The organism is Marinifilum breve, assembly GCF_003202155.1.
Classification (GTDB): Bacteria; Bacteroidota; Bacteroidia; order Bacteroidales; family Marinifilaceae; genus Marinifilum; species Marinifilum breve.
Genome location: NZ_QFLI01000002.1, coordinates 82,519 through 106,606, shown reverse-complemented (window position 1 = coordinate 106,606; position 24,088 = coordinate 82,519). Strand labels below are relative to the sequence as shown.

General features: G+C 37.3%; 18 protein-coding genes. 5 read left to right on the top strand and 13 right to left on the bottom strand.

Annotated elements, in window-relative coordinates; translation table 11 throughout:
- Positions 1–27: 27 nt before the first annotated feature.
- Positions 28–1,296, bottom strand: a complete 1,269-nt coding sequence (locus DF185_RS04425; RefSeq protein WP_110359536.1) for an ABC transporter permease — start codon at positions 1,294–1,296, stop codon at positions 28–30.
- Positions 1,297–1,349: 53 nt separating this feature from the next.
- Positions 1,350–2,576, bottom strand: a complete 1,227-nt coding sequence (locus DF185_RS04420) for an ABC transporter permease (protein WP_110359535.1) — start codon at positions 2,574–2,576, stop codon at positions 1,350–1,352.
- Positions 2,577–3,193: 617 nt separating this feature from the next.
- On the opposite strand from DF185_RS04420, the gene DF185_RS04415 reads away from it, so the two are divergent.
- Entirely contained in the window at positions 3,194–3,823 is a 630-nt protein-coding gene (locus DF185_RS04415; protein ID WP_110359534.1) for a class I SAM-dependent methyltransferase, read from the top strand.
- Here DF185_RS04415 and DF185_RS04410 read toward each other — a convergent pair.
- Both DF185_RS04410 and DF185_RS04405 read right to left on the bottom strand, forming a co-directional pair.
- Positions 3,820–4,224 carry an acyl-CoA thioesterase gene (locus DF185_RS04410; protein WP_110359533.1) on the bottom strand — a complete coding sequence of 135 codons (405 nt, stop codon included), beginning with the start codon at positions 4,222–4,224 and terminating at the stop codon, positions 3,820–3,822. The genes DF185_RS04415 and DF185_RS04410 overlap by 4 nt on opposite strands.
- Before the next feature lie 382 nt (positions 4,225–4,606).
- Positions 4,607–7,555: a C25 family cysteine peptidase gene (locus DF185_RS04405; protein WP_110359532.1), complete on the bottom strand. Its 2,949-nt coding sequence runs from the start codon at positions 7,553–7,555 to the stop codon at positions 4,607–4,609.
- A 559-nt stretch (positions 7,556–8,114) separates the two neighbouring features.
- Here DF185_RS04405 and DF185_RS04400 point away from each other — a divergent pair.
- From DF185_RS04400 to DF185_RS04390, 3 genes are all read left to right on the top strand, one after another.
- Complete coding sequence (locus DF185_RS04400; protein WP_110359531.1) at positions 8,115–8,813, top strand: DNA-binding domain-containing protein; 699 nt, start codon at positions 8,115–8,117, stop codon at positions 8,811–8,813.
- A gap of 700 nt (positions 8,814–9,513) precedes the next feature.
- On the top strand, positions 9,514–10,035 hold the full coding sequence (locus tag DF185_RS04395; protein WP_110359530.1) for an RNA polymerase sigma factor: 522 nt from the start codon (positions 9,514–9,516) through the stop codon (positions 10,033–10,035).
- Positions 10,022–10,558: a hypothetical protein gene (locus DF185_RS04390; protein WP_110359529.1), complete on the top strand. Its 537-nt coding sequence runs from the start codon at positions 10,022–10,024 to the stop codon at positions 10,556–10,558. The genes DF185_RS04395 and DF185_RS04390 overlap by 14 nt, the downstream gene beginning before the upstream one ends.
- 172 nt (positions 10,559–10,730) lie before the next feature.
- On the opposite strand, the gene carB is transcribed toward DF185_RS04390, so the two are convergent.
- The 9 genes from carB to DF185_RS04345 form a co-directional block, all read right to left on the bottom strand.
- Entirely contained in the window at positions 10,731–13,973 is a 3,243-nt protein-coding gene (carB, locus tag DF185_RS04385; protein ID WP_243421752.1) for a carbamoyl-phosphate synthase (glutamine-hydrolyzing) large subunit, read from the bottom strand.
- A 182-nt stretch (positions 13,974–14,155) separates the two neighbouring features.
- Positions 14,156–15,241: a glutamine-hydrolyzing carbamoyl-phosphate synthase small subunit gene (gene carA, locus DF185_RS04380; protein ID WP_110359528.1), complete on the bottom strand. Its 1,086-nt coding sequence runs from the start codon at positions 15,239–15,241 to the stop codon at positions 14,156–14,158.
- A gap of 62 nt (positions 15,242–15,303) precedes the next feature.
- Positions 15,304–16,641: an argininosuccinate lyase gene (argH, locus tag DF185_RS04375; RefSeq protein ID WP_110359527.1), complete on the bottom strand. Its 1,338-nt coding sequence runs from the start codon at positions 16,639–16,641 to the stop codon at positions 15,304–15,306.
- 174 nt (positions 16,642–16,815) lie between these two features.
- Positions 16,816–17,880, bottom strand: a complete 1,065-nt coding sequence (locus DF185_RS04370; RefSeq protein ID WP_110359526.1) for a M20 family metallo-hydrolase — start codon at positions 17,878–17,880, stop codon at positions 16,816–16,818.
- A gap of 7 nt (positions 17,881–17,887) precedes the next feature.
- On the bottom strand, positions 17,888–18,664 hold the full coding sequence (argB, locus tag DF185_RS04365; RefSeq protein WP_110359525.1) for an acetylglutamate kinase: 777 nt from the start codon (positions 18,662–18,664) through the stop codon (positions 17,888–17,890).
- A gap of 34 nt (positions 18,665–18,698) precedes the next feature.
- Entirely contained in the window at positions 18,699–19,835 is a 1,137-nt protein-coding gene (locus DF185_RS04360) for an aspartate aminotransferase family protein (protein ID WP_110359524.1), read from the bottom strand.
- Between the two features lie 74 nt (positions 19,836–19,909).
- On the bottom strand, positions 19,910–20,875 hold the full coding sequence (argC, locus tag DF185_RS04355; RefSeq protein ID WP_110359523.1) for an N-acetyl-gamma-glutamyl-phosphate reductase: 966 nt from the start codon (positions 20,873–20,875) through the stop codon (positions 19,910–19,912).
- A 1-nt stretch (position 20,876) separates the two neighbouring features.
- Complete coding sequence (locus DF185_RS04350; RefSeq protein WP_110359522.1) at positions 20,877–22,076, bottom strand: argininosuccinate synthase; 1,200 nt, start codon at positions 22,074–22,076, stop codon at positions 20,877–20,879.
- A 30-nt stretch (positions 22,077–22,106) separates the two neighbouring features.
- Positions 22,107–22,694, bottom strand: coding sequence for a GNAT family N-acetyltransferase (locus DF185_RS04345; RefSeq protein ID WP_243421751.1), 588 nt, complete (start codon positions 22,692–22,694; stop codon positions 22,107–22,109).
- A 990-nt stretch (positions 22,695–23,684) separates the two neighbouring features.
- On the opposite strand from DF185_RS04345, the gene DF185_RS04340 reads away from it, so the two are divergent.
- Positions 23,685–23,960, top strand: a complete 276-nt coding sequence (locus DF185_RS04340; RefSeq protein WP_110359520.1) for a hypothetical protein — start codon at positions 23,685–23,687, stop codon at positions 23,958–23,960.
- Positions 23,961–24,088 lie beyond the last annotated feature (128 nt).

Sequence of the window (24,088 nt, the reverse complement as noted above, 5' to 3'; positions counted from 1 at the left end):
AAATCAATTATAATATTTATCCCCTAATCATCCATCATCCCTAATGGCTTCAATAGGACGAACAGCCATTGCTTTTTTAGCTGGAATTACACCTGCAACCAAGCCGGAAATGACTAAAATTACCAAGGCAATTATTGCAATATTGAAATCAACCTCCGGATTGGAGAACATACTTTCATCTCCTCCCCCATTTTGAATTGCTTTTGTAATTACTTCTAGAAGAAAAATACCAAAAACAAAACCTATCCATCCCGCAATTGCTGTTAATACTACAGATTCTGTGAGTATTGAACTAATAATAATTGAAGGAGATGCTCCTAAAGCTCGTTGTATTCCAATTTCTTTGGTTCGTTTCTTAACAATGAATAGCATAATATTGCTGACTCCAATTATTCCTGCAAGAAGTGTACCTGTTCCAACAATCCATATCAAACCAGCTATACCTATAAATAAGTTGTTAATTTGAATAAACTCCTTCTCTACATTGTTACTACCAAATGCCCTTTGATCATCAGGATGAATGGCATGGCGTCTTCTTATTAAATTCTTCACTTTTTCTTCAACCAACGTTGCAGAGTACTCTTTCTTTGAAGTAATGGAATAATGCCCTACACGATTACCGTAATTATATGTTTTTTGAAGAGTTGTAAAAGGAATAATAACACACTGATTTTGCCAATCACCCCATCCTTGATTATGCATTGATTTAAAAGTTCCGACAATTTGAAAGTAAACTCCATTAATTTTAAGATACTTTCCCAATGGCTCCTCTCCTTCTTCAAAGAGCACTTCAATTACACGCTTACCAATTACTGCTGTCTTTCTCTTGTCCTGTATATCCATTTTATTGATAAACCTACCTGAAGTAATCGTAACCGGATCAATTTTATTAACCTCTGGAACATCTCCTAGAATACTAAATGCACCCGTTTTCAATCCTCTTATTACATTATTCTCACCATCTCCACCACCCCATGCTTGTATACGCGGTGCTAGAATCTCAATTTCGTGAATGTTATCCAAAATGGCTTTTGTATCCTGATTGGTAAAGTTATAGCGTCGCCCTTGCTTGTATCCTTTATAGGGCTTGCTCGTTGGCTGTGCCCATATAAATACTGAGTTGGTTGCAAAATCTCCCATACCATGGTAAACACCATTCTCTAGTCCTCTCCCAGAACCTAGCATGATAATTAACATGAAAATACCCCAGAAAACACCAAAAGCAGTAAGGAATGTTCTCAGTTTATTGCTTTTAAGTGCCATATATATTTCGGTCCATCTATCTCTGTCAAACATGATAATTCATTTAGTGGTTTACAGTTTCATTTAATAATTTGGGTTCTATTCTTCTATTCATCCGCCAAAGCTTCAATTGGCTTTACATTTGCAGCTTTCCAAGCTGGAAAAAAGCCTGCCAATAAACCAGCAAAAACCAATACAGCTGTTGCTTGCAAACCAACACTCAAGTCTACTGATGGATTCATAAAAAATTCAATTTGGGTATGTGGTGCCAGCAACTCCAATAATAAAACTCCCATTACCAAACCCATATATCCTGCAACAGATGTAATTAGAACCGATTCTAATAAAATTAACGCCACAATGGATTTAGGACTTGCGCCTAATGCTTTTCGAATCCCAATTTCACGGGTTCTTTCACGCACAACAATAATCATGATATTACTAACTCCTACGATACCTGCAATAATGGTAAATGCTCCAATGATCCAAACAAAAATTCTAATGCCTGAAAATAAAGCCATAGTGCGTTGATAATCTTCCATGTTGTTATTAATCCACATGGCTCTTCTGTCTTTAGGATCGAATTTGTGGCGAGCAGCAAAACTTTTTCTTAAATGATTCTCCATTTGCTGTAATGCCTCAATATCATGGGTATTGGTTGTAAAAGACATATTAGAGATTCGGTTTGCCCCATTGAATACTCTCTGAGCTGTTGAAACAGGAACATACACTCTTTGAAGGTCTCTATCCGAATGATCTGTAAAAACACCAATAACCTGAAATGGAATGCCATTAATTTTAATGTATTTACCTACGGGTTCTTCCCTTTTGAAAAGTGCCTCTTCTAAAATGGTGCTTATGGCTACCACTTTTCTGTATTTTTCTACATCAACATCATTTAAAAATCTGCCTTTTAAGGAGGTTGTATTTTCCAACACCTCAGTATCGGGATGCACGGCAATAATTTCATAGGAAACATACTCCGATTTGTATGAAATCACATTATTTCTGTAAATGGAATAGCGTGAACTAATTTTGTCAACATCGAGACCTGAATCTTTGGTTCGGGTATAGTCTTCGTTTGTAAACTGAATTCTTCTGCCGGGTTGCATGCCATCAAATGCCATGCTTGTTCTTCCACTGTATATCCATAGACTATTTACAGCATCACGCTTAAACTGATCTAAAACCCCATTCTGTAATCCATTACCAGAACCCAAGAGGATAATCAGCATAAATATACCCCAGGATACACTAAACCCAGTGAGTATGGTTCGAAGTTTATTTTTTCGGATGGTTTCAAAAATCTCCTGCCACTTGTCAAGATCGAACATGAATTAAAGTATTAGAGTTACACAATTAGCAATGAAAATATTTCAATGCCACAACTTGTGATATCCTAATATTTTGGTGGTAATAAGATAATTGGAAGGCTTTCCATCTGCAATATAGAGAAACTTGAAATAGTTGTCAATGTAAAAATGAAAAAAGATCAACATGCAAAGTGTTAAAAAATGTTTAAATACTCACATTTTCCATATTGGAAGCTTGTTATTTCACAAATACTTTCTACTTTTGCGGCCGATTAAAGCTCACAAAGGCACTACAGCCTGTTATTGTCAGGATATCAAGCTAGTAGGCCTAATGAAAATTAGGGGATTTTCATAAACTGAGTTTTTAGTTAGTTGGTTAATGGTTAGATAAAAATGGCTGAGTTCTTCAGCCATTTTTTATTCTATTACATTTAATCTTTTTTAACTTTCCTTTGCAGCTCTTAACCGCGTATTGCCTTACCTTTGAAATGTATTCAAAAAGAAAAAGAATAGAGTAGTTTTATCATAGATTGAGATTAAGGTTAACACTTAGTGTTAGGAAAGGATCGGAGGAATTCGATCCTTTTTTCTTGCTTAATATTTGACTATCCAGCTGTTTTTTTCTTCCTTAGATAACTATGAATGAGAAAGACATCTATAAAGGAATACCTCTTGATAAAATACCTTGGAAACGTGAAACTCCTCACGATATTTTAATCAATACCATAGAAAGACTAGCCCCATTAACTTCTCATTTACTTGATTTAGGTTGTGGATTAGGACATTATGCAGCCTATTTTGTACAAAGAGGATACAACGTTTCAGGAATAGACATCTCTCATACAGCCATTAATCATTCTAAACAATTATTTGAAAGCAGGAATTTTAAAGGTGATTTCCATGAGTTTGATTTGCGTAAACCATGCAATATTACCATGCCTACAATAAAACTAGCCTACGAATTTGAAGTCTTACATCATATTTTCCCTGAATATCGGGAAATGTATGTGCAGAATGTCTGTAAGTTTTTATCCGAGGATTCATATTACCTTTCCATTTGTTTTAGTGAAAAAGATCAAAACTTTGGAGGAGAAGGCAAGTATAGAACGACTCCAATTGGAACTGAACTCTATTTCTCATCCGTAAAAGAAATTCAAGAATTAATGAGTCAGTATTTTAGAATATTGGAAGTTAAGGAAATAGAACTGGAAGGAAAACCTGTTCCACACCAGGCAATATTTTGCCTGATGCAGAAAGTTAAATTTTAAACAAGGTATTCGCCAAACAGTTCATCAAAGACCTCTCCTTTGCTCAACCTGCCATTCACAAGGCAAATAACGAATACCTTTCCTTTGGCGCAAAGCTTATTGTCTGATGTTCGATAGATATCCTCGTTGAATACCAATTTTAATCCTTCCCTTTCAATATTTAAACGCACTTCAAACTCATCACCACTGGTTAAAGAAGTTTTGTAATCAATTTCAATGCGAGATACCATGGCATCTATTCCTTCTTCATGTAATTTCTTAAAATTGCTTCCAATCGATTCTAAGAACTCATGGCGTGCATGCTCCAGATAGTTCTGATAGACTGAATTGTTTACTACTCCCTGGATATCGCACTCGTAATCGCGTACTTTAAGCGGTAATGTACAGATGTATTTGCTCATTTGATATTTGTTTTGAAAGCATAAAACTATACAAATGATTTGAGGAATTTAAAGGATTTATGAATTTTGAATGTAATTGTTAATGCAATATATAATCAATAGCCTCATTTTTCCTTTTAGTTTTAGCTGAGCGATCGGTTCGTAATTGCTTAATCCATATTGCTTTTTCAACTCATTCATTACAGATCGAATACCATCACAAAAAGAACCGGAAAATCGATTTGTATCGATAATCCGGTTCCAAACTACTACTTAAATTTACAATGTATGATAACTTAGGCAGATTTATTGGTGTGACTCAAGCACCAAATTAATTAAAAATAAGGGGGGGGGGACTGTGAGCAGGGGAACTCAACAGTCCCATGGTGAATAGCATATCTAATTATTTCACCACTAACTTTTTAGTCCAGTTTTCATCTCCAGAGCTTACTTGCACAATATATATTCCGCTAGTTAAGTTGCTGATATCAAACTCATCTGAGCCATCTGAGACAAAGGTGTTGACTATCGTTCCTGTTAGGTTGATGATCTTCACACTTACTTGTCCTGAAATTCCACTTTGTTCTAACTTAAAATAATGGGTAGCAGGATTAGGATAAAGCTTAATACTTGCCTTCTCTTCTAATGCTCTCTCTCTAGAACTGCTTCCATTTCCTATTTGAATACCATAATCCTCTATTTCGCCATAGGTAGTATTTCCACAAGCCTGAGGTGTTGTATTGTAAGTAACTCGCACTCTCATTCTTGTTGCACCTAAACTGGCTGTTGATGGCACCTGAATGCTACCCGTTGCTGTTCCGACACTACTGCCATAATTGTAATTTAATGTATATTCTTCATTCGCTCCACTAAATTCTCCATCACGATTCCAATCGAACCATGCCGTAACATGATTTCTTGAATCAGGACGACCTATGCTAACAGTAATATCGTAGCTCTGGCCCTGTTCTACATTTGCTACCTGAGATGTGTTGTCAGAATACCCATCACAAGTTGAGTTGTTGTTGATTGTTCCGAAAGAAACATTGGAAATGTACTCGTATGAACTGCATCCATTTGTTGTTGCTTCGCAATAAGTTTGAGAAACAGGAGCACTTACCGTAATCATATTGGTAATGGTTTTGGTATCGCTACTAGCGCTATTGGATGCTGTTAAGGATACCGAGTAAGTTCCTTCTGTATTGTAAGTAACTGTAGGATTTTGAGCAGTGCTAACCGTTGGAGTACCACCTGTAAAAGACCAATTCCATGAAGTAGGATTATTGGATGACAAATCGGTAAAGCTTATGCTTTCTCCAGTAGAAATACTCGTTTTATTTGAAGTAAAATTAGCAACTACCTCTTCTACGCCACTTCCTGTAATGTTAACATCTGCGATATACGGAATCTTGTTATAAGCCGTAACCGTAAGCTTAATTACTCCACTAGATGGCAATGGACTAATGCTCACATTTGCCGAACCATTGTTGATTTTAGCGGTACCAATAATCTCGCCATTAAGAGTCATAGAAACCCATGCATCGTTGGTATTACTGTTTACGGTAAAGCTGTTCGCACCTGGTGATGCTGTTGCAGTATGATTCACCTGCATTACAGTAGGTGTTTTGGTTCTAACTTGTAATGAAGGGTCACCAAATACAGTCCAGGTATCGATCATCTTCTCTCCGCCCGATCCGTATACATCTACCATTTTAAACATCCCGTTAAGGGCCATACCGGTAAAAGTTCTTCTAATATTATTGGCATAACTTTCAATTAGAATGTCGTTCATCTCATTTTGTGCGATCATAGGTGGTACCCACGATTGATTAATGGTAGAAGCACAAATGGCCATCGCACCTGTTGGTTTGCCGTTGTGTGTAGCACGCAACCATGTTTCAGCAAAACAAGTTATGTTCTTAAAGTTCCCATTCACACAAGCCACATCGAAAATAAAAGGCAGCTTGTTATCATTGGTTAGGTTGTTCACATTCGTATTGGTATACACCATACTTGCGAAGCCGGTATTGGATCCGTGCCCAACATAGTTTATTATTCCTTTACCGGCATTCAGCAAGTTGGTTAATTGCGCAGCTGAACCACCGTTCTGATAACAGCGCGAAATGGTATAACCATAACCTTCCAATTTTGTTTGAATGGCGTTCATATGCTCTTCGTCAGATGGGTTATATCCTTCGTCGGATGCAATTCCTACACCCGATGCCAGCCATGTATCTGTAGATTGAATATCACGTTCGTAATGTATGGTTCTTTCAACCTGAGTGGTAACCTGTGCCGCAGTTTGTGCCGAAAAACGTCCCACAAAAATGTCGATATAATGATCGTTCCCTACAATAAAACCATAGTTGTTATCTGAATCACCAGCACTTGTGGATGATGTTGGAACCTGTGGCGCATCACCAACCAATAGCAAATAAGTCAAACCATTGGTGTTGTAATAATTGCTCACATAGGTTTTAATAGCCGCTGCACTACCAATGGTACTGTATGCCACCATCTCGACAGGAATTCCTTTCTGCTTTTTCCAGGCAACGAAATCAGCCATTTCATCCATATAATCGTCGTAACAAATAATCAGCATGTTACCTGGTTCATCGTTCAAGGCTGCGTATTTGGTATTCGTTGGCGCATAGTTCAAGAAATGAGATTCATATACCTTATCGAATCCTTTATCAGGTACTGCAGACTTGGCTCCCGATAAAGTGTTCTTGGTAGATCCTTTTCCACTTGCACTCACCTTAAGCTCCATATGTGTATAGATTCTTAGGATATTCTGAATTGGATTGTAGGTAATCGGATTCACCACCAAAGCCTGTCCGCGAACGCTTCTTAATATGTAAGGATCGTTAAGCGAAGCCAAATTAGATGGGTAATAATCATCGCGCTGATAAGTCTCTCCATAGCTATAAGGAATAGACTTTGGATCGATGTCGCGAGTAATATCACCTTTTGAAGGAACCACATTGAAATTCTTGATCTCGATAAATTCCGAGTTCAAAACTTCCACTTGCATATCAGCACTCGATGGAATCATGATAGATTGAGCAAAGCGTGGCAAAGCAGGGCTTCCCTTCTCAAGAATATCTCCCATATTGTTTGCTTCCACCTTATAGGCATTCTCTGACGCAATGTAGAGTAAATCGTAGGAATTCAACTTGAAGTCAATCAAGTAATCGCTACCAACGGCCGATTTTAAAATCAGCTCGTTCTTGTCGTAACGAGTGTTGGGATCAATCTTAATGTGTTCTCGCTTCTGAGCCGAAGCACTTACTGAAATGAGTAGGCCAATAGCCATAACCCATACTCGGAAAAAGTAAAAATTCTCTTTCATAAATTAGATTTTAGAATTAGTTAAATATTGTTATCAATAAATAAATATTAAAATGGTAGTGAGTCAAGTTACCACCTATCTTTCGATAGATCTATTCATTTATTACACCCCTTAATTCCGAATAAATCCAAAAGGTAACCCTCGAAATAAATATTTTTATCGTTTATTTTATATTTTCATTATTTAAAAGCTCTACATCTCCCACAAACACTACTAATGTAGCATAATAAAATAATTAAATATTTTTTAAATAGCCTGTAAAATACTAATAATAAGTTGTAATACATCTTACAATACAATACCACTATTCTGAATGACATTCTTATTTAGAAAGCTAAAATCTTAAATTATCGCTTTGATACACATCTTTAAAATGAGAATCAATTCATTAGCCTGTTAAGTAGGTATTGATCCTTTTTCTGTTCACCGACGAAAAGTGGCGGTGAAGTATAGCTTGGAATGAAAATTGAGAATAATATTTACATATTAATTGATTAATTTTTTATCATGCAATTAATAAAGCTTAACTTTAACTTCATGTAAATGAAATAATATCAGTATGATTCCCTATTACCTACAGAAAAACCCTTTTAATAAGGATGCAAAAAAGTACATTGGTAAAGCAGTTTTAATGGAAAAACTGGATGCCAAAGAGATCATTTCACTATGTGCTGCGAGAGGAAATAAGATACCTGAGTACATGGTTGAAAGTGTTCTGAAGCGATTTGAAGAAGTAATTGAGGAGGCCTTAAAGAAAGGAATAGCTATAAACACTCCCATCATTAACATCGCTCCTAGTTTAACCGGAACATTCGATGGAAAGCACGATAAATTTGATAAGAACAGACACCAACTACATTTTCGTGTATCAGAAGGAAAGTTTTTAAAAAGACTTGCAGAAGAAAGTGAACTATTTAAAGTTGTTCCACCAAATTCCTTCGTACAGATTCACTCCGTTAAAAGTTTAAGTTCTCCTACTGAAGAGTATCAATTTGAAGCTGGATCGATACTTGAATTAAAAGGCAAAAGCCTCAAATACGATAGACAAGATAAGCAGCAAGGCATATTCCTTATAAATGAAGAAAGTCAAAAAGAATTCCGAATGGAATTGACCATTAAAAGCACCAAGAGTTACCAGATGTTCCAGATTCCTTTGGATATTGAAAAAGGCAGTTATATGCTTGAAATACGATGCCTGCCTCCTCGTTACACAAGCATTAGGCTTGGTCGCTTCTACAAAGCCATTAGCATTATTTAAACCTCGCCTAATACTGGTTAGCGTATCAAGTACTTGAAACGGACTGTATCAAGACTATGATACGAAGTGGATCAAACCTATGAAACGGAACGTATCAAGCTTATGATACGGTGCGAATCAAGGCTATGAAACGAAAAGGATCAAATACTTGATACGATTGGGATGAAGTATTTGAAACGCTAAGTTCCCTTATAATAAGATAGCAACAAGTAGCTAGAGACGATGGCTTGCATTAACTTACTAAGAGGCACAACCCAAAGAAGAGCTTGTTTTAATCACTGCTAAACCTGTCAGCCTCGGTAGACCTGACAACGTTATAAATTGCTATTTCGCAAGGCTGACACAGATCTTCAATACTGTAGGATTAGAAGACAAAAAAACCTATCAAGAATAACTCTTGACAGGTTTCGCATTTTATACACTTTCTTCTCTGAGGGTATCACTTCAAGTGATGCTCTCAGTTTTTTATTGCAAGTTACAATTGATACCCTCACTTGGAGTGAGAGCATCAAAAGTATTTCTTCTACCAATCCTGCTTTTGCTCTACACAATCGCTAAAGCTTTCGATTTTTCATAAACCGATAGACCTAAAATGGGTTTAATTTCAAGTAAATTTGAAAAAATTGAAAAAAAACTAAGTTTAAAGTGTAACTATCTTTAATTTCTCTTACTAAATAAGCAACAATCAAAACCTAGAACATTGAAAAAAGAAGAACAGTTTAATCAGATTTTATCGGAGAATAGTAACCGAATTCAACGGATTTGTTGTTACTATAATTCAAATGCCGAAGATCAGAAAGATATGTATCAGGAAGTGTTGGTAAATATCTGGAAAAGTCTAGATAACTTCAGAGGTGATTCCGCTATTAGTACTTGGGTATATCGTGTTGCTGTAAATACATCACTAAGTTTTACGGGTAAAAGCTATAAGCAGATGAAACTAATAGTGAATACTGATACTCAAAACCTAAACTCCATATTGGATGATGAAGAATTCGAAGCCAAACAGATAGAAGAAGAACAATTTAATCAGCTACAAACTGAATTGAATATGTTATCAGTAATCGACAAGGCACTAATATCCTTGATGCTAGAAGGTCTTAACATGAAGGAGATCGCTAATATTATAGGTATAAGCGAATCAAACACTAAGGTTAAAATTCACAGAATTAAAGAACAGTTAAAAACAAAATTAGCAGGAGGTGTGTATGAACTTAAATAATCAAGATAAAATAGACGTAAACCAATTAATCGGTAAACTGCAAAAATCAGATAAGAATTATGCTGATATCTGTAAAGCACTAAAGGCTATTTATTGGGTTTTAACTCCACTCTATTTAATAATGACAATTGTTTTTTATATCGATACGAAAGAGATTAATAATATGCTTGCGGGAATAGCAATGATCTCTTGTTTTGTAATCTTTTTGGTTATTCTTAATAAATATCAGAAAGAATATAATGGTGTTGATTACTCATTGCCAACTTTGCTAATGCTAAAAAAAGCTGCAGAAAGGTATCAACCATTCCGTCCTGAGAGTATATGGGCAATTATTGCGATTATTTTAATGGACATAGGATTCTATATCAACTCCTTTAATAAGATTGATTTTCTGAACTTCCATATTTATTCAGGTTCAATAATCATTCTTTCAATAATTGTGGGCCTTATTATATGGTATAATAAATACAAACCTCTTCGTGATAATGCACTAGCAAGTATTTTGGAAATTGAAGGCGAGTAGTAATATCTCCTAGTTAGTTTTAACAAAAAACCTGTCAAGAATTACTCCTGACAGGTTTCGCATTTTATATACTTTCTTCTCTGAGGGTATCACTCAAAGTGATGATCTCAGTTTTTTATTGCAGGCAACCATTGATACCCTCACTTGGAGTGAGAGCATCAAAGTATTTTTTCTACCAATCCTGCTTTTGCTCTACGTAATCGCTAAAGCTTTCGATTTTAAGATCGGCTTCGGACTTTTTACAGATTGAGTAGATGAAGGCTGATGCCAAACGTGCGTTGGTTACCAAAGGTACATTCAAATCGATGGCAGTACGTCTGATTTGGTAATCGTTGTTCAGCTCATCCTTGCTTAAGTTCTTTGGAATATTCACAACCAAATCTACCTTACGATCGCGAATCAAACTTACTGCTGTTTGCTCTTCGTTTTCATCTGGCCACGCTACTGCTTCAACCGTCACACCATTTTCCTGAAGGAACTTTGCAGTACCTCTTGTGCCGTACAGCTTGTAGCCACGCTCTTCTAGCATCTTCGCGCTCTTTAATAGCTCTATCTTCGAGCGAATAGGACCACTACTAATCAACACTGCCTTCTTCGGTACGCGATAACCAACTGATATCATTGCTTTTAATATCGCATCGTAGTAATCGGCGCCCAAACAGCCAACTTCACCGGTTGAAGACATGTCTACACCCAATACTGGGTCGGCTTTTGACAGTCTCGAGAAGGAGAATTGCGATGCTTTTACACCGATATGTTCCAGCTCAAACATAGATGGAAGATTGTTTGGAATATTCACATCTAACATGGCCTGAGTTGCCGTTTCTACGAAATTATAGTCCATTACTTTCGATACAAATGGGAAACTACGGCTGGCACGAAGGTTACACTCGATTACCTTAATGTCATTGTCTTTTGCCAACAACTGCATGTTGAATGGTCCGGTAATGTTTAATGATTTTGCAATCTTCTGTGCAATCTTTCTGATTCTGCGTATGGTTTCGAAATACAATTTCTGTGGTGGGAACACCAAGGTTGCATCTCCAGAGTGAACTCCAGCAAACTCCACGTGTTCAGAAATGGCATCAATCACAATTTCACCATTCTTGGCAACACCATCGAACTCAATCTCTTTGGCTTCCTGAATAAATTCACTCACAACAACAGGATATTGCTTAGAAACCTGTGCTGCTAGATTTAAGAAGTGCTCCAACTCCTCACGGTTCGATACCACGTTCATGGCAGCTCCTGAAAGCACGTAACTTGGACGAATTAACACAGGGAATCCCACTTCATCAATAAACTCGTGAATGGCTCCAATACTAGTTAATTCGCTCCATCTTGGCTGATCCACTCCAAGTTCATCCAACATTGCCGAGAAAGTCTGACGGTTCTCTGCTCTGTCAATCGATTCAGGAGAAGTACCTAATACATTTACATCCGCTTTGTGCAGACGCATTGCCAGGTTCTGTGGAATCTGTCCACCAACCGATACAATTACACCTCTAGGTGACTCCAAATCGATGATATCCAATACTCTTTCGAAGGAAAGCTCGTCGAAATACAGTCTGTCACAAACATCGTAATCGGTACTTACTGTTTCCGGATTGTAATTGATCATTACCGAACGTAAACCTTCTTTGTTTACTGCATTCAGGGCATTTACACTACACCAGTCGAACTCTACCGACGAACCAATACGATACGCTCCCGACCCCAATACAATAACTGATTTATTATCGGATACATAGTTGATGTCGTTTTCATCGCCACTATAAGTCAAATAAATGTAGTTGGTTTGTGCAGGATACTCCGCTGCAAGGGTATCAATTTGCTTCACAACCGGAACAATTCCCTTCTCTTTACGATGCTTTCTTATCGCCAACAATTCGGCTTCCATATTTGTATTTTCAGGCTTCAGAACGAATCTTGCCAACTGGAAATCCGAGAATCCATATACTTTAGCTGCTTTAAGCAATTCATCAGGTAAAGTCTGTAAGTTACTATGCTTTTGCAGATCCCACTTAATTTTAGTGATGTGTTCCAACTTGCTTAGGAACCACTTGTCGATCTTGGTTAGGTCGTGTACCTGATCGATGCTATACCCTTGTTCGAATGCCTGTGCAATGGAGAAAATACGCATATCGGTTGGGTGTGTAAGCTCCTTCTCTACATCCTCGAACTTGGAGTGTACATTCCCAACAAATCCGTGCATTCCCTGCCCAATCATACGCAGACCTTTCTGAATGGCTTCCTCGAAGTTACGACCAATGGCCATTACCTCACCAACCGACTTCATACTCGATCCAATCTCTTTGGTCACCCCTTCGAACTTGTTCAAATCCCAACGAGGAATCTTACAAACCACGTAGTCAAGTGCAGGCTCGAAACATGCAGTAGTAGTTTGTGTTACCGCATTCTTTAGCTCGTGCAATGCATAACCTAAACCAAGTTTAGCGGCCACAAATGCTAGCGGATAACCCGTTGCTTTCGATGCCAGTGCTGATGATCTTGACAGACGAGCATTTACCTCAATTACACGGTAATCTTCTGATTCAGGATCCAGTGCATACTGTACGTTACACTCTCCCACAACGCCCATGTGACGGATTATCTTAATGGCCAAAGCTCTTAGCTTGTGATACTCCGAGTTGGTTAGCGTTTGCGAAGGAGCAATTACAATACTTTCCCCGGTATGAATTCCCAGTGGGTCGAAGTTTTCCATATTACAAACCGTAATACAGTTGTCGTAGGCATCACGTACCACCTCGTATTCTACCTCTTTCCAACCTTTCAACGACTCTTCAACCAAAATTTGGCTGGAGTATGATAAAGCGTTCTCAGCAAGCTTTTTCAGCTGGTCCATATTGTTACAAAAACCTGAACCTTGTCCTCCCAATGTAAAGGCTGCACGCACAATGATTGGAAAACCTAGTTTCTCTGCTGCATCCAATGCACCCTGTACCGATTCTACTGCATAGGATTGAGGTGTTTTTACATCGATCTTGCGCAATTCGTTGGCAAAGATCTCTCTGTCCTCAGTTTTGATAATGGCTTCGATTGGTGTACCCAATACCTTTAGGTTGTACTTTTCAAGAATTCCTGATTCGAAAAGTTCTACCCCGCAGTTCAGTGCAGTTTGTCCACCAAAAGCAAGAAGAATACCGTCAGGCTTCTCCTTTAAGATTACCTGTTCTACAAAAAAGGGAGTAACCGGCAAAAAATAAATTTGATCGGCAACTCCCTTGGAAGTTTGAACGGTTGCGATATTCGGGTTTATCAATACGGTGTAAATACCTTCCTCTTTCATGGCTTTCAATGCCTGCGATCCGGAATAGTCAAATTCACCTGCTTCACCAATCTTCAGGGCTCCTGAACCTAATACGAGTACTTTCTTTATTTTGTCTTTAATCATTTTTTTAAGCTCTTAGCTTTTAGCTCTCAGCTATCAGCAGTTAATTGTTAATTTGAAGGATTCTTGCAAGCCACTGACTAAAGTCAAGTGGCAATTGAAATAACTTCTCTTCGAGTGAATGAGAAAATGAGTCAAATATATCCTCTTTTAATTCATCATTCAGAACTCATAATTGATAATTCTTAATTGGCTTGATTCTTTTCCATCATTTCAATGAAATCATCAAAAAGGAATTCTGTATCAGTTGGACCGCTGGATGCTTCAGGGTGAAACTGAGAAGCGAAAAATGGTTTGCTCACATGCTTGATTCCTTCACAGGTATTGTCGTTGGCATTAACGAATAATGGCTTCCACTCTTTTGGTAAAGTATCATTATTGATTGCATAACCATGGTTCTGAGAGGTAATGAAACAGCGCTTGGTTCCTTCAAGTACTACTGGCTGATTGTGAGATCTATGTCCATACTTTAACTTGTATGTATCAGCTCCTGCAGCCAAAGCCATTAACTGTGTTCCCAAACAAATCCCCATTATTGGTGTATCCTGATCGAATGCTTTCTTCAAGTTTGCAATAGCAGCTGTGTTTTGTTTAGGATCACCAGGACCATTAGATATGAATAAACCGTCGTATTCTTCCTGAGTAAAGTCATAGTCATGTGGAACTCGGATAACTGTGGTATCGCGCTTTAAAAGACATCTGATGATATTGTTCTTTACTCCGCAATCCAGCAATAGTACTTTGTGTTTTCCTTCGCCATAAACCTTCTTTTCTGGTGTGCTAACCTGTGCAACCAAGTTCTCAAGGTTAGGATCTTTCCATTCAGGTTCAATCTCTTCAAAAACAATTTTAGCCAACATACTTCCCTGTTCACGAAGTTTTTTGGTCAATGCACGTGTATCTACACCATAAATCCCTGGAATTTTGTGCTCTTTCATCCAATCTGCAAGACTTAGACTTGCATTCCAGTGACTGAACTCTTCTGTGTAATCTGATACGATAAATGCTGAGACCTGAATCTTTTCTGATTCGTAAAAACGGAACAGTTCATCCTCTTGCAATGTTCCTGGAACACCGTAATTCCCAATCAATGGGAATGTACTCACCAAAATCTGTCCCTTGTAAGAAGGGTCAGTCAAACTTTCCGGATAACCGGTCATTGCTGTGTTAAACACCATCTCTCCTGCCACGGAGCCCTCATACCCAAAAGATGTACCGACGTACTCTGATCCATCTTGTAAAATTAGCTTTGCTTTTGTCTGTTGTGACATAAAAGTTCTATAAAATGGTTATTAAATTCGATTAATAGTTAAATGTGTCGTATCGACCGTTCTTATATTCTATTTAGTAAGTTCATATAAGCTTCTTTGGTCTTGTGGAAATTGAATGCTACAAATGTTTCATTCATTTTGCATACGATTCTGTCGTTACACAAATTCCCAAGACTACCTTCATGAACATGCTGAATTTCTCCTTCATGCTTAAACTCACCTGCTTCTACCAATTGTCCTACCTTCTTGTAAGCATCACGGAAAGGCACCCCGTCCACAACCATCTTGTTTACTTCTTCAACGGTAAACAGATACTGGTAACGTTCGTCATTCAATACTTCTTCGTTAATTTTCACCTCTGATAGCAAGATTCTGGTCATTTCCAGGCATGAAAGCATCTTATCAAACGAAGGCATAAAGAATTCCTTGGTCAGCTGATAATCCCTGTGGTATCCTGATGGTAGATTAGAAGTTACCGCCTGTATTTGTGCAGGAAGCATTTGTAATGCATTGGCATGTGCTCTGATCACCTCAAATACATCTGGATTCTTCTTGTGTGGCATGATACTACTTCCTGTGGTCAACTCATCAGGGAAACTTAGGAAGTTAAAGTTCTGAGAGTTGTACAAGCATGCATCCATTGCTAACTTGGCAATTGTCATGGCCATATTGGCTAGCGCTGAAAGAACTGTAAACTCCATCTTTCCACGTCCCATTTGCGCATAAACCACATTGTAGCTCAGGTTATCGAAACCTAGCAAATCAGTTGTCATTTGACGATTTAAAGGGAAAGATGAACCATATCCTGCTCCTGATCCCAATGGGTTTTGATTGACTACTTTATAAGCAGATTGAAGCACCAACAAATCGTCCGTTAAACTCTCAGCATATGATCCAAACCACAAACCAAATGATGAAGGCATTGCAACTTGCAAGTGTGTGTATCCTGGTATCAGAACATTTTTGTAAGTATTACTTTTCTCAATCAGCAAGTCAAATAGTAATCTTGCCTCGCGAACGATCTCTTCTAGTTTGTTTCGAGTAAACAGTTTCAAGTCCAAAAGAACCTGATCATTTCTCGATCTTCCACTGTGTATTTTCTTACCGATATCTCCTAAAGCTTGGGTAAGTAGATATTCAATTTGTGAGTGAACATCCTCAATACCGTCCTCAATTACAAAGGCATCGTTTTTAATGGATGAATATATTTTTCTTAGTTCTTCCTGAATTAGCTTCAATTCCTTTTTTTCCAACAGACCGATAGACTGTAGCATTTCGATGTGAGCAAGTGATCCAAGCACATCAAAAGCAGCCAATTCCAAGTCTAATTCACGGTCCATTCCAACCGTAAATTGCTCTATTTTCTTATCAACTTGTACGCCTTTGTCCCAAAGTTTCATATTCCGATTATATTAGGTGTTTATTATTCTTATTTTGCTATGGTTTAAAATTCTACGGCTTCTCATTTATTAGCAAGCTAAAAGCGGTCAGCTATCAGCTTCAAGCCTTGCTTAGAGCTATAAAATCAGTCTGTTTCGTCATTAATTCATCATTCATAACTCAGAATTTATCATTCAAATTTTTAATCCGTTCAACAAGTTATAATATTTTTCGATGCCTTCCCCAATTTCTTTCACATGGATAAACTCATCTGCTGTATGCGATCTTGCTGAATCTCCTGGTCCCAATTTTAATGTTGGAAATCCTTTCATGATTGCCTGATCGGATGTAGTTGGGGAGCCATAATAGCCCATACCTTGCTCTAAACCAGCCTGAATTAATGGATGTTCCAAAGGAATACCTGATGAGTTCATTCTAAATGATCTAGCCTTTACATCGCCCTCCACATTCGCTTTAATGATTTCAAAAGCTTTCTCGTTAGAGTAATGCTCGTTGGTTCTAACATCAACAACATAGGTACATGATGCTGGAATTACGTTGTGCTGTTTTCCTGCATTAATCTGCGTTACAGTCATTTTAACTGGCCCAAGCATCTCTGATTCATTCTCGAATTTGAAAGTGTGAAACCACTCGATATCTTTCATGGCAAGACTTATGGCGTTAACACCCTCATTTCTGGCTGCATGTCCAGGAACTCCTATGGCTTCACAATCAAGCACCATTAGTCCTTTTTCAGCAATTGCCATTTCCATTAGGGTTGGTTCTCCTACAATACCAACATCTATCCTTCCAATTTCATCCTGAACCAACTCAAAACCATTCTTACCTGATATTTCCTCTTCTGCTGAAGCACAAAACACTCTATTGTACTCTTGATCGGTCTCATCCAGTGCCAGGAAAGTTGCCATTAATGACACCAAACAACCTCCTGCATCGTTACTTCCCAATCCGTAAAGTTTATCATCTACAACTTCAGGATTGTATGGATCTTTGTTCCATTTTTCGTTTGGTTTTACGGTATCCAAATGAGAATTCATTAGCAAAACAGGTTTACCTTCCTTAAAATTCTTATTGAATATCCATACGTTATTCCCTTTTCTGTACACCTTATACCCAAAGGCTGATAACTTCTTCTCCATTACATCAGCGACAAGATTTTCCTCTTTGCTGAAAGACTGGATAGAAATCAGTTCTTTTAGTGTACTCAGGGCGATATCTGTGTATTTATCTAAATTCATTGTTCTTCTATTGAATTATCTGCGTTCCCGATGAATGGTTGTTCTCCATCGAAACAAAATTGCCGATGATTACTTCCTCAACACCTTGCGATAATGCATAAAAGGCGTTTTCTGTTTTCGGCATCATCCCAGTATTAATGGTACCGTCTTTTACCATTTGGGCACACTGTTCTGAATTTAAAACAGGCATTACACTGCTATCATCATTGGCATCCATTAAAACTCCTAACTTTTCGAAACTGTAAACTAGCTTCACCTTGTAGAAACGGCTTAAGGCAGCAGCAACTTCGGTTGCTATGGTATCGGCATTGGTATTTAATAACTGACCTTTCCCATCGTGCGTTATTGGAGCAATAACCAGCGTAGAGTTACACTCAATCTGTTTGCACAAAGCCAAAGTGTTCACTTTCGTGATATCACCCACAAAACCAAAGTCAATGGTTGGATGATTACGCTTTTCTGCCAGAATTAAATCCTGATCGGCACCACACATTCCCATTGCATTTACTCCTCTGGCCTGAAGTGATGCCACAATATTCTTGTTCACCAATCCAGCATATACCATGGTTACCAGCTTCAAGTTTTCAGCATCAGTAATTCGTCTGCCATTTACCATTTTGGTTTTCACACCAAGTTCCCCAGAAAGATCCGATGCCAATTTTCCTCCTCCATGTACCAAAACAACTTTGCCACTCAAGTTTGAAAATGCATCCAAAAAATCGTTTAACTTATCTGGATCATCAATTACGTTTCCACCAATCTTTACTACAGTTAGTTCGCTCATTTCTCTTAACAATTTGGGTTTTTACTAGTTTGTGTTAAGCTGCACATGTGCTTGCTAAAACACAATTAAATGCTTCAATGAATTGATCTGCCTCTTCCTTAGTAATCGAAAGTGGTGGCAACAAACGAAGTGTGTTCTGTCCTGAAGAACCTGTGAATATTCCATGTTCTTTCAAGAGTTTCGTTCTAATCTCCGACATATTTTCAATGTCGATACCAATCATTAAACCTTTCCCCCTTATTGCTTTTATCGCTTTATTATCTTTTAACTTTTCTATCAAATATTTCCCTATTTCTACAGAATTACTCAATAGTTTTTCTTCTTCTATGGTTTCAAGAACTGCAAGTGAAGCGGCACATGCCAGGTGATTACCTCCGAAAGTAGTTCCCAACATTCCTTTCCATGACTTAATTTCTGGAGATATTAGCACACCTGCGATCGGAAAACCATTTCCCATTCCTTTCGCTGTGGTAATAATATCTGGTTTTACACCTGAATACTGATGTGCAAAAAACTTTCCACTTCTTCCAAATCCTGATTGAATCTCATCCAAAATTAGTAGTGCACCATTCTGTTCACATGCTGATTTTGTTGCTTTCAAGAAATCGACACTTGGTTCAAATACACCATTAACCCCCTGAATTCCCTCTATGATAACCGCTGAAACATCACCTGCTTCAAGCTCTTTTAGCATGCCTTCGGTATCATTCATCTCAATAAAAACAACATTGTGTTTAGCATTGAATTCTGATGACAATTTAGGATTATCGGTAATCGAAAGAGCTCCTCCCGTTCTTCCGTGAAATGCTCCTTTAATCGAGATTACCTTTGATTTCTGATTATGGAATGATGCTATTTTCAATGCATTCTCATTGGCTTCTGCTCCCGAGTTGCATAAGAATAGGTTGTACTCATCATATCCACTAAGCTGGCCTAATTTACAGGCCAGTTTTTCTTGCAATTCGTTCTTTACCGCATTCGAATAGAATCCTAAACAATGCAGTTGATTTTCAATTCTGAACATGTAATGTGGATGAGAATGTCCAATGGAAATCACTCCATGTCCACCATAAAAATCCAGGTATTGATTTCCCTTGTCATCAGAAAGCTTCATGCCTTTTCCGTTAACAAGATTTATATCGTAACAACTATATACGTCGAATAACTTCATTTCTTTTTCAAGCTAAAAGGTTAAATATAAAAGTGAAAGCAGTTTAAATAGAGCTGTACTTTTATTCATAATTATCAAAAGCCTACAGGTTTTAAGCCTAATCCTTCTTTTTCATTCAATCCAAACATGATATTCATGTTCTGAACTGCTTGTCCTGATGCTCCTTTTAATAGATTATCAATCACTGATACAATCATTAATTTGTCACCATGCTTCTCAAGATACAACACGCATTTATTGGTATTAACTACTTGTTTCACATCGGGAATTACATTCGATATTGAAACAAACGGATGTTCTGAATAATAAGATTGATATTTCTCTTTCGCTTCTTCCAGACTCCACTCACAATCAGTGTAGACTGTTGCCATGATTCCTCTGCTAAAATTTCCTCTTACCGGAATAAAATTGATTGCTTTTGAGTAATCAGGCTGCAACTGAAGCACAGATTCAGTAATTTCCGCCAGGTGCTGATGTGTAAAGGCTTTGTATACCGCTACATTGTTATTCTTCCAGCTAAAATGAGAAGTTACCGTTGGATTTTGTCCTGCTCCTGTCGATCCTGTAATAGCATTTACATGAATTTCTTCACTTAATTGCTTTTCTTCTGCCAATGGAAGTAATCCCAATTCAATACAGGTAGCAAAACATCCTGGATTTGCTATTCTACTCGCCGTTTCAATACTTTCCTTATTCAATTCCGGTAATCCGTAAACAAAATCACCATCATTGTTTTTCGGTCTGTAATCAGTACTTAAATCAATAATATATAAATCATTCGGCAAGTTGCTCTGCTCTAAAAAAGCCTTGGTTTTTCCATGCCCTGAGCAAATAAATATCACATCTACAGCTGAATAATCGGCCTCTCCAAAGACCAAATTGGTATCACCAAGCAAATCCTTATGCACATCTGTAATGGGATGCCCGGCGTGACTCGTACTTTGTACAAAAGCAATATTTACGGTTGGGTGCCAAACTAGAATCCGCAGCAATTCACCTGCAGTATATCCTGCACCACCTATAATTCCAACATTCACCATCTTATTGATTGTTTACTGTGTGATAAATCTTAAGAGAATTGGCTAAGATATTTGTAAAGCCTTTTACATCATCTGCTGTCCATCCTTCATTGCTTTCCCCATATTGTCCAAACAAGTCAGACATCAGGTCATTTGGTGATTCAATACCTTCAACAAGGAACTGTTCCGGGCTCATTTTAATGAAAACCGTACCATTCACATTCTTTTGTGAATCAACAAGGAAAGTCTCCATATTTCTCATTACCGGCTCTAAATATTGCGCTTCGTGAAGCAACATACCATAGAAATTGGAAATCTGTTCTTTCCAGTACATTTGCCACTTTGTTAGTGTATGCTTTTCCAAAGTCTCATGAGCTTTTATTATCATTAAAGGAGCTGCAGCTTCGAACGCTACTCTACCTTTCGTACCAATAATGGTATCACCTACGTGCATATCTCTTCCGATACCGAAAGCTGCACCTGCTGCTTCTATTTTTTGAATTGCCTCTAAAGCATGCGCTACATTTTCGCCATTAACTGCAACCAATTCACCTTCTTTAAACTCTATGCTTAACTTCTCAGGTTCTGTTTTAACAACTTGCTTAGGATAAGCTTCCTCAGGCAATGGTTGACTTGAAGTTAGGGTCTCTTTTCCTCCAATACTTGTTCCCCAAATTCCAGCATTAATCGAGTACTTCATCTTCTCGAAGTTTGCATCAATACCATGATCTTTCAGATATTGAATTTCAGTTTCTCTGCTTAATTCAAGATCTCTTGTTGGAGTAATAATTTCGGCATTAGGAGCCATTATTTTAAAAATCAAATCGAATCTGATTTGGTCATTACCTGCTCCCGTGCTCCCGTGTGCTATATAATCTGCATTAATGGAATGAGCATACTGGGCAATCGCCATTGCTTGAAATGCTCTCTCTGAGCTTACTGATAATGGATATGTATTATTTTTAAGCACATTACCCATAATCATGTACTTGATACATTTTTCGTAGTACTCTTTTGTAATATCCAGCGATACGTGTTCGATAACTCCCAATTGCTTGGTTCTATCTTCAATTTCAGCTAATTCTTCATCACTGAAACCACCTGTATTTCCTAATGCTGTGTACACATCCATCCCCAACTCCTTAGAAAGGTAAAGTGCACAATATGTTGTATCTAATCCGCCGCTATATGCTAATACTACTTTTTTCTTATCTGTTGTCATTGTTTTCTCTTTTTAGATTGATTGAATTGTTTATTCGTTTTCGTTTGAATTAGGCGTACCATTTTTGTTCGGATCGAATAACATGCCTGTACAAAGGCACATTTTCCTATCCGTTCTTTGCAGAATATCGTAGTTCACACAACTACTACATCCTTTCCAAAATGATTCATCAGCTGTTAACTCTGAGAATGTTACTGGTCTGTAACCCAAATCCGAATTGATCTTCATTACAGGAAGACTGGTTGTTAAACCAAAGATTTTAGCTTGAGGGTATCGCTTTCTCGACAACTTAAATGCTTCTGCCTTGATTAATTTTGCCAATCCTACAGCTCTGTATTCCGGATCAACAATCAAACCTGAATTGGCAACATACTTACCATGCTCCCAGGTTTCTACATAGCAAAATCCAATAACTTTAAAATCGTCAAAAGCAATGATAGCTTTTCCTTCCTGTATCTTTTGTACGAGGTACAAAGGATTTCTTTTAGCAATTCCTGTTCCGCGTATTTTAGCGGCCTTTTCAATCATTTCACAAATCTCACTTGCATAATCAATATGCCTTAAATCTGCTACAATGACACTTATTTTTTGCTCAACTTCCATTAATGTATCTATCATTTGTTGATCTCTAGGTTTCCCAAAATAATGCTACGCCGGTAAGGCATAACCACTTGTTATTAATATCAATAAAGAATGTTTCTTTTAGATTTTTGTTGTTCAGAAGCCGAAACCATCGTCGTCGGAATTCTAAGGAGTTGTTACTTTTCATCTTATTTTGTTTTAATTATTTCACACAAAAAAAGCCTACCGCAGGAACGGTAAGCTTAATACAGTTTATATATCTGACAATCAGATACAGCAAGCTCATCCGTCCCTCCAGGGTAACAGTTACTTCGCAAATGGCGTCGGCTTTCTGTATAGATTATACTTTTCATTTTTACAATTCTTGATTCAATGGTTTTTAAATAGTTCAAAAAAAAGGCTTACCGGGAAAAACGGTAAGCCTTCTAAATATTGTTTTGAATCATTGATTACACGACAATAAGACTGAATCCGCTTTCCCTAAGGGTGCGCTCATTCGTCGTCGTCGGATGTAAAACAATTGAATCATTTGGTTCTTCTTATAAATTAAATTTCAAAAAAAAACTTTCCGAATTGGAAAGCTTGGAAAAAATCATACCAACACTTGTCCTTATCGTTAAAATAAAGATCTTAAAATGCGTCGTCGAATGATTGTTACTATATCCATGCTTGTTTTGATTTGTTGGATACAAAGATAAGGGCAAAAAAAATTAAAATCCTAATGAAAAAGTATTTTTTTTACTGCACCCTATTTTTAAAACCTTTGCGGAAGAAAAACAGAATTAATTGACTGAGACCCCAATAAATTGTTAGGTAAATCTTTTATTATCTTATTTTCCAGCATTCATTACGGAACACATATTTCAGCCCAAAAACAACAATTAAGATACATTAGTCTTTTTTATGTTGTCACCTTTGGCTTAATTAATGATTTTTAACACTTTAAATATTGAATTTTTTCAAACCATTTATATATTGCGCCGTAGAATTGCTTTAGTTGTCAAAAATTAAATAGTTGAAATCATTATGGAGTGGAAAAAAATTGTTGGGTTTGTGTTGTTTGGTTTAGCTGTTGTTACTTTTATTCTTACCTTCTCTTTTCCTTTTATTCTTGCCGGAACTAAAAAAGTTGTTTTCTTAACTGCATCTGTTTACGTCTTAAATAAAGTGTTCTTTTATTCTTCTTTGTATATTTTGGGTCAGCAATTCATTACAAAAATTGGCAAGTATCTTCCTAAATGGATTGAAAAGAAGCTTCTTAAAATTTTAAGAGTTCAACCAGCTGTTGAAACTACAAAATAATGTTAATATCCTTTCCAGGATATTTTTTTTGCCTTACAATCACTTAACATTAATCTCAAATTAGCATTATCGATGTTTTAATAAGGTTTCAATTGATATATTTTCTAATCAACTGATTATCACGAAAA

Bases quoted from the DNA above. Each gene is read 5' to 3' on its own strand.
- DF185_RS04405 (WP_110359532.1), bottom strand. From the start codon at position 7,555: ATGAAAGAGAATTTTTACTTTTTCCGAGTATGGGTTATGGCTATTGGC.
- DF185_RS04390 (WP_110359529.1), top strand. From the start codon at position 10,022: ATGAACTTAAATAATCAAGATAAAATAGACGTAAACCAATTAATCGGT.
- DF185_RS04345 (WP_243421751.1), bottom strand. From the start codon at position 22,694: ATGATAGATACATTAATGGAAGTTGAGCAAAAAATAAGTGTCATTGTA.
- DF185_RS04360 (WP_110359524.1), bottom strand. From the start codon at position 19,835: ATGAAGTTATTCGACGTATATAGTTGTTACGATATAAATCTTGTTAAC.
- DF185_RS04370 (WP_110359526.1), bottom strand. From the start codon at position 17,880: ATGAATTTAGATAAATACACAGATATCGCCCTGAGTACACTAAAAGAA.
- argC (WP_110359523.1), bottom strand. From the start codon at position 20,875: ATGGTGAATGTTGGAATTATAGGTGGTGCAGGATATACTGCAGGTGAA.
- DF185_RS04425 (WP_110359536.1), bottom strand. From the start codon at position 1,296: ATGTTTGACAGAGATAGATGGACCGAAATATATATGGCACTTAAAAGC.
- DF185_RS04415 (WP_110359534.1), top strand. From the start codon at position 3,194: ATGAATGAGAAAGACATCTATAAAGGAATACCTCTTGATAAAATACCT.
- DF185_RS04400 (WP_110359531.1), top strand. From the start codon at position 8,115: ATGATTCCCTATTACCTACAGAAAAACCCTTTTAATAAGGATGCAAAA.
- DF185_RS04410 (WP_110359533.1), bottom strand. From the start codon at position 4,224: ATGAGCAAATACATCTGTACATTACCGCTTAAAGTACGCGATTACGAG.
- argB (WP_110359525.1), bottom strand. From the start codon at position 18,664: ATGAGCGAACTAACTGTAGTAAAGATTGGTGGAAACGTAATTGATGAT.
- carB (WP_243421752.1), bottom strand. From the start codon at position 13,973: ATGATTAAAGACAAAATAAAGAAAGTACTCGTATTAGGTTCAGGAGCC.
- DF185_RS04420 (WP_110359535.1), bottom strand. From the start codon at position 2,576: ATGTTCGATCTTGACAAGTGGCAGGAGATTTTTGAAACCATCCGAAAA.
- argH (WP_110359527.1), bottom strand. From the start codon at position 16,641: ATGAAACTTTGGGACAAAGGCGTACAAGTTGATAAGAAAATAGAGCAA.
- DF185_RS04340 (WP_110359520.1), top strand. From the start codon at position 23,685: ATGGAGTGGAAAAAAATTGTTGGGTTTGTGTTGTTTGGTTTAGCTGTT.
- DF185_RS04350 (WP_110359522.1), bottom strand. From the start codon at position 22,076: ATGACAACAGATAAGAAAAAAGTAGTATTAGCATATAGCGGCGGATTA.
- carA (WP_110359528.1), bottom strand. From the start codon at position 15,241: ATGTCACAACAGACAAAAGCAAAGCTAATTTTACAAGATGGATCAGAG.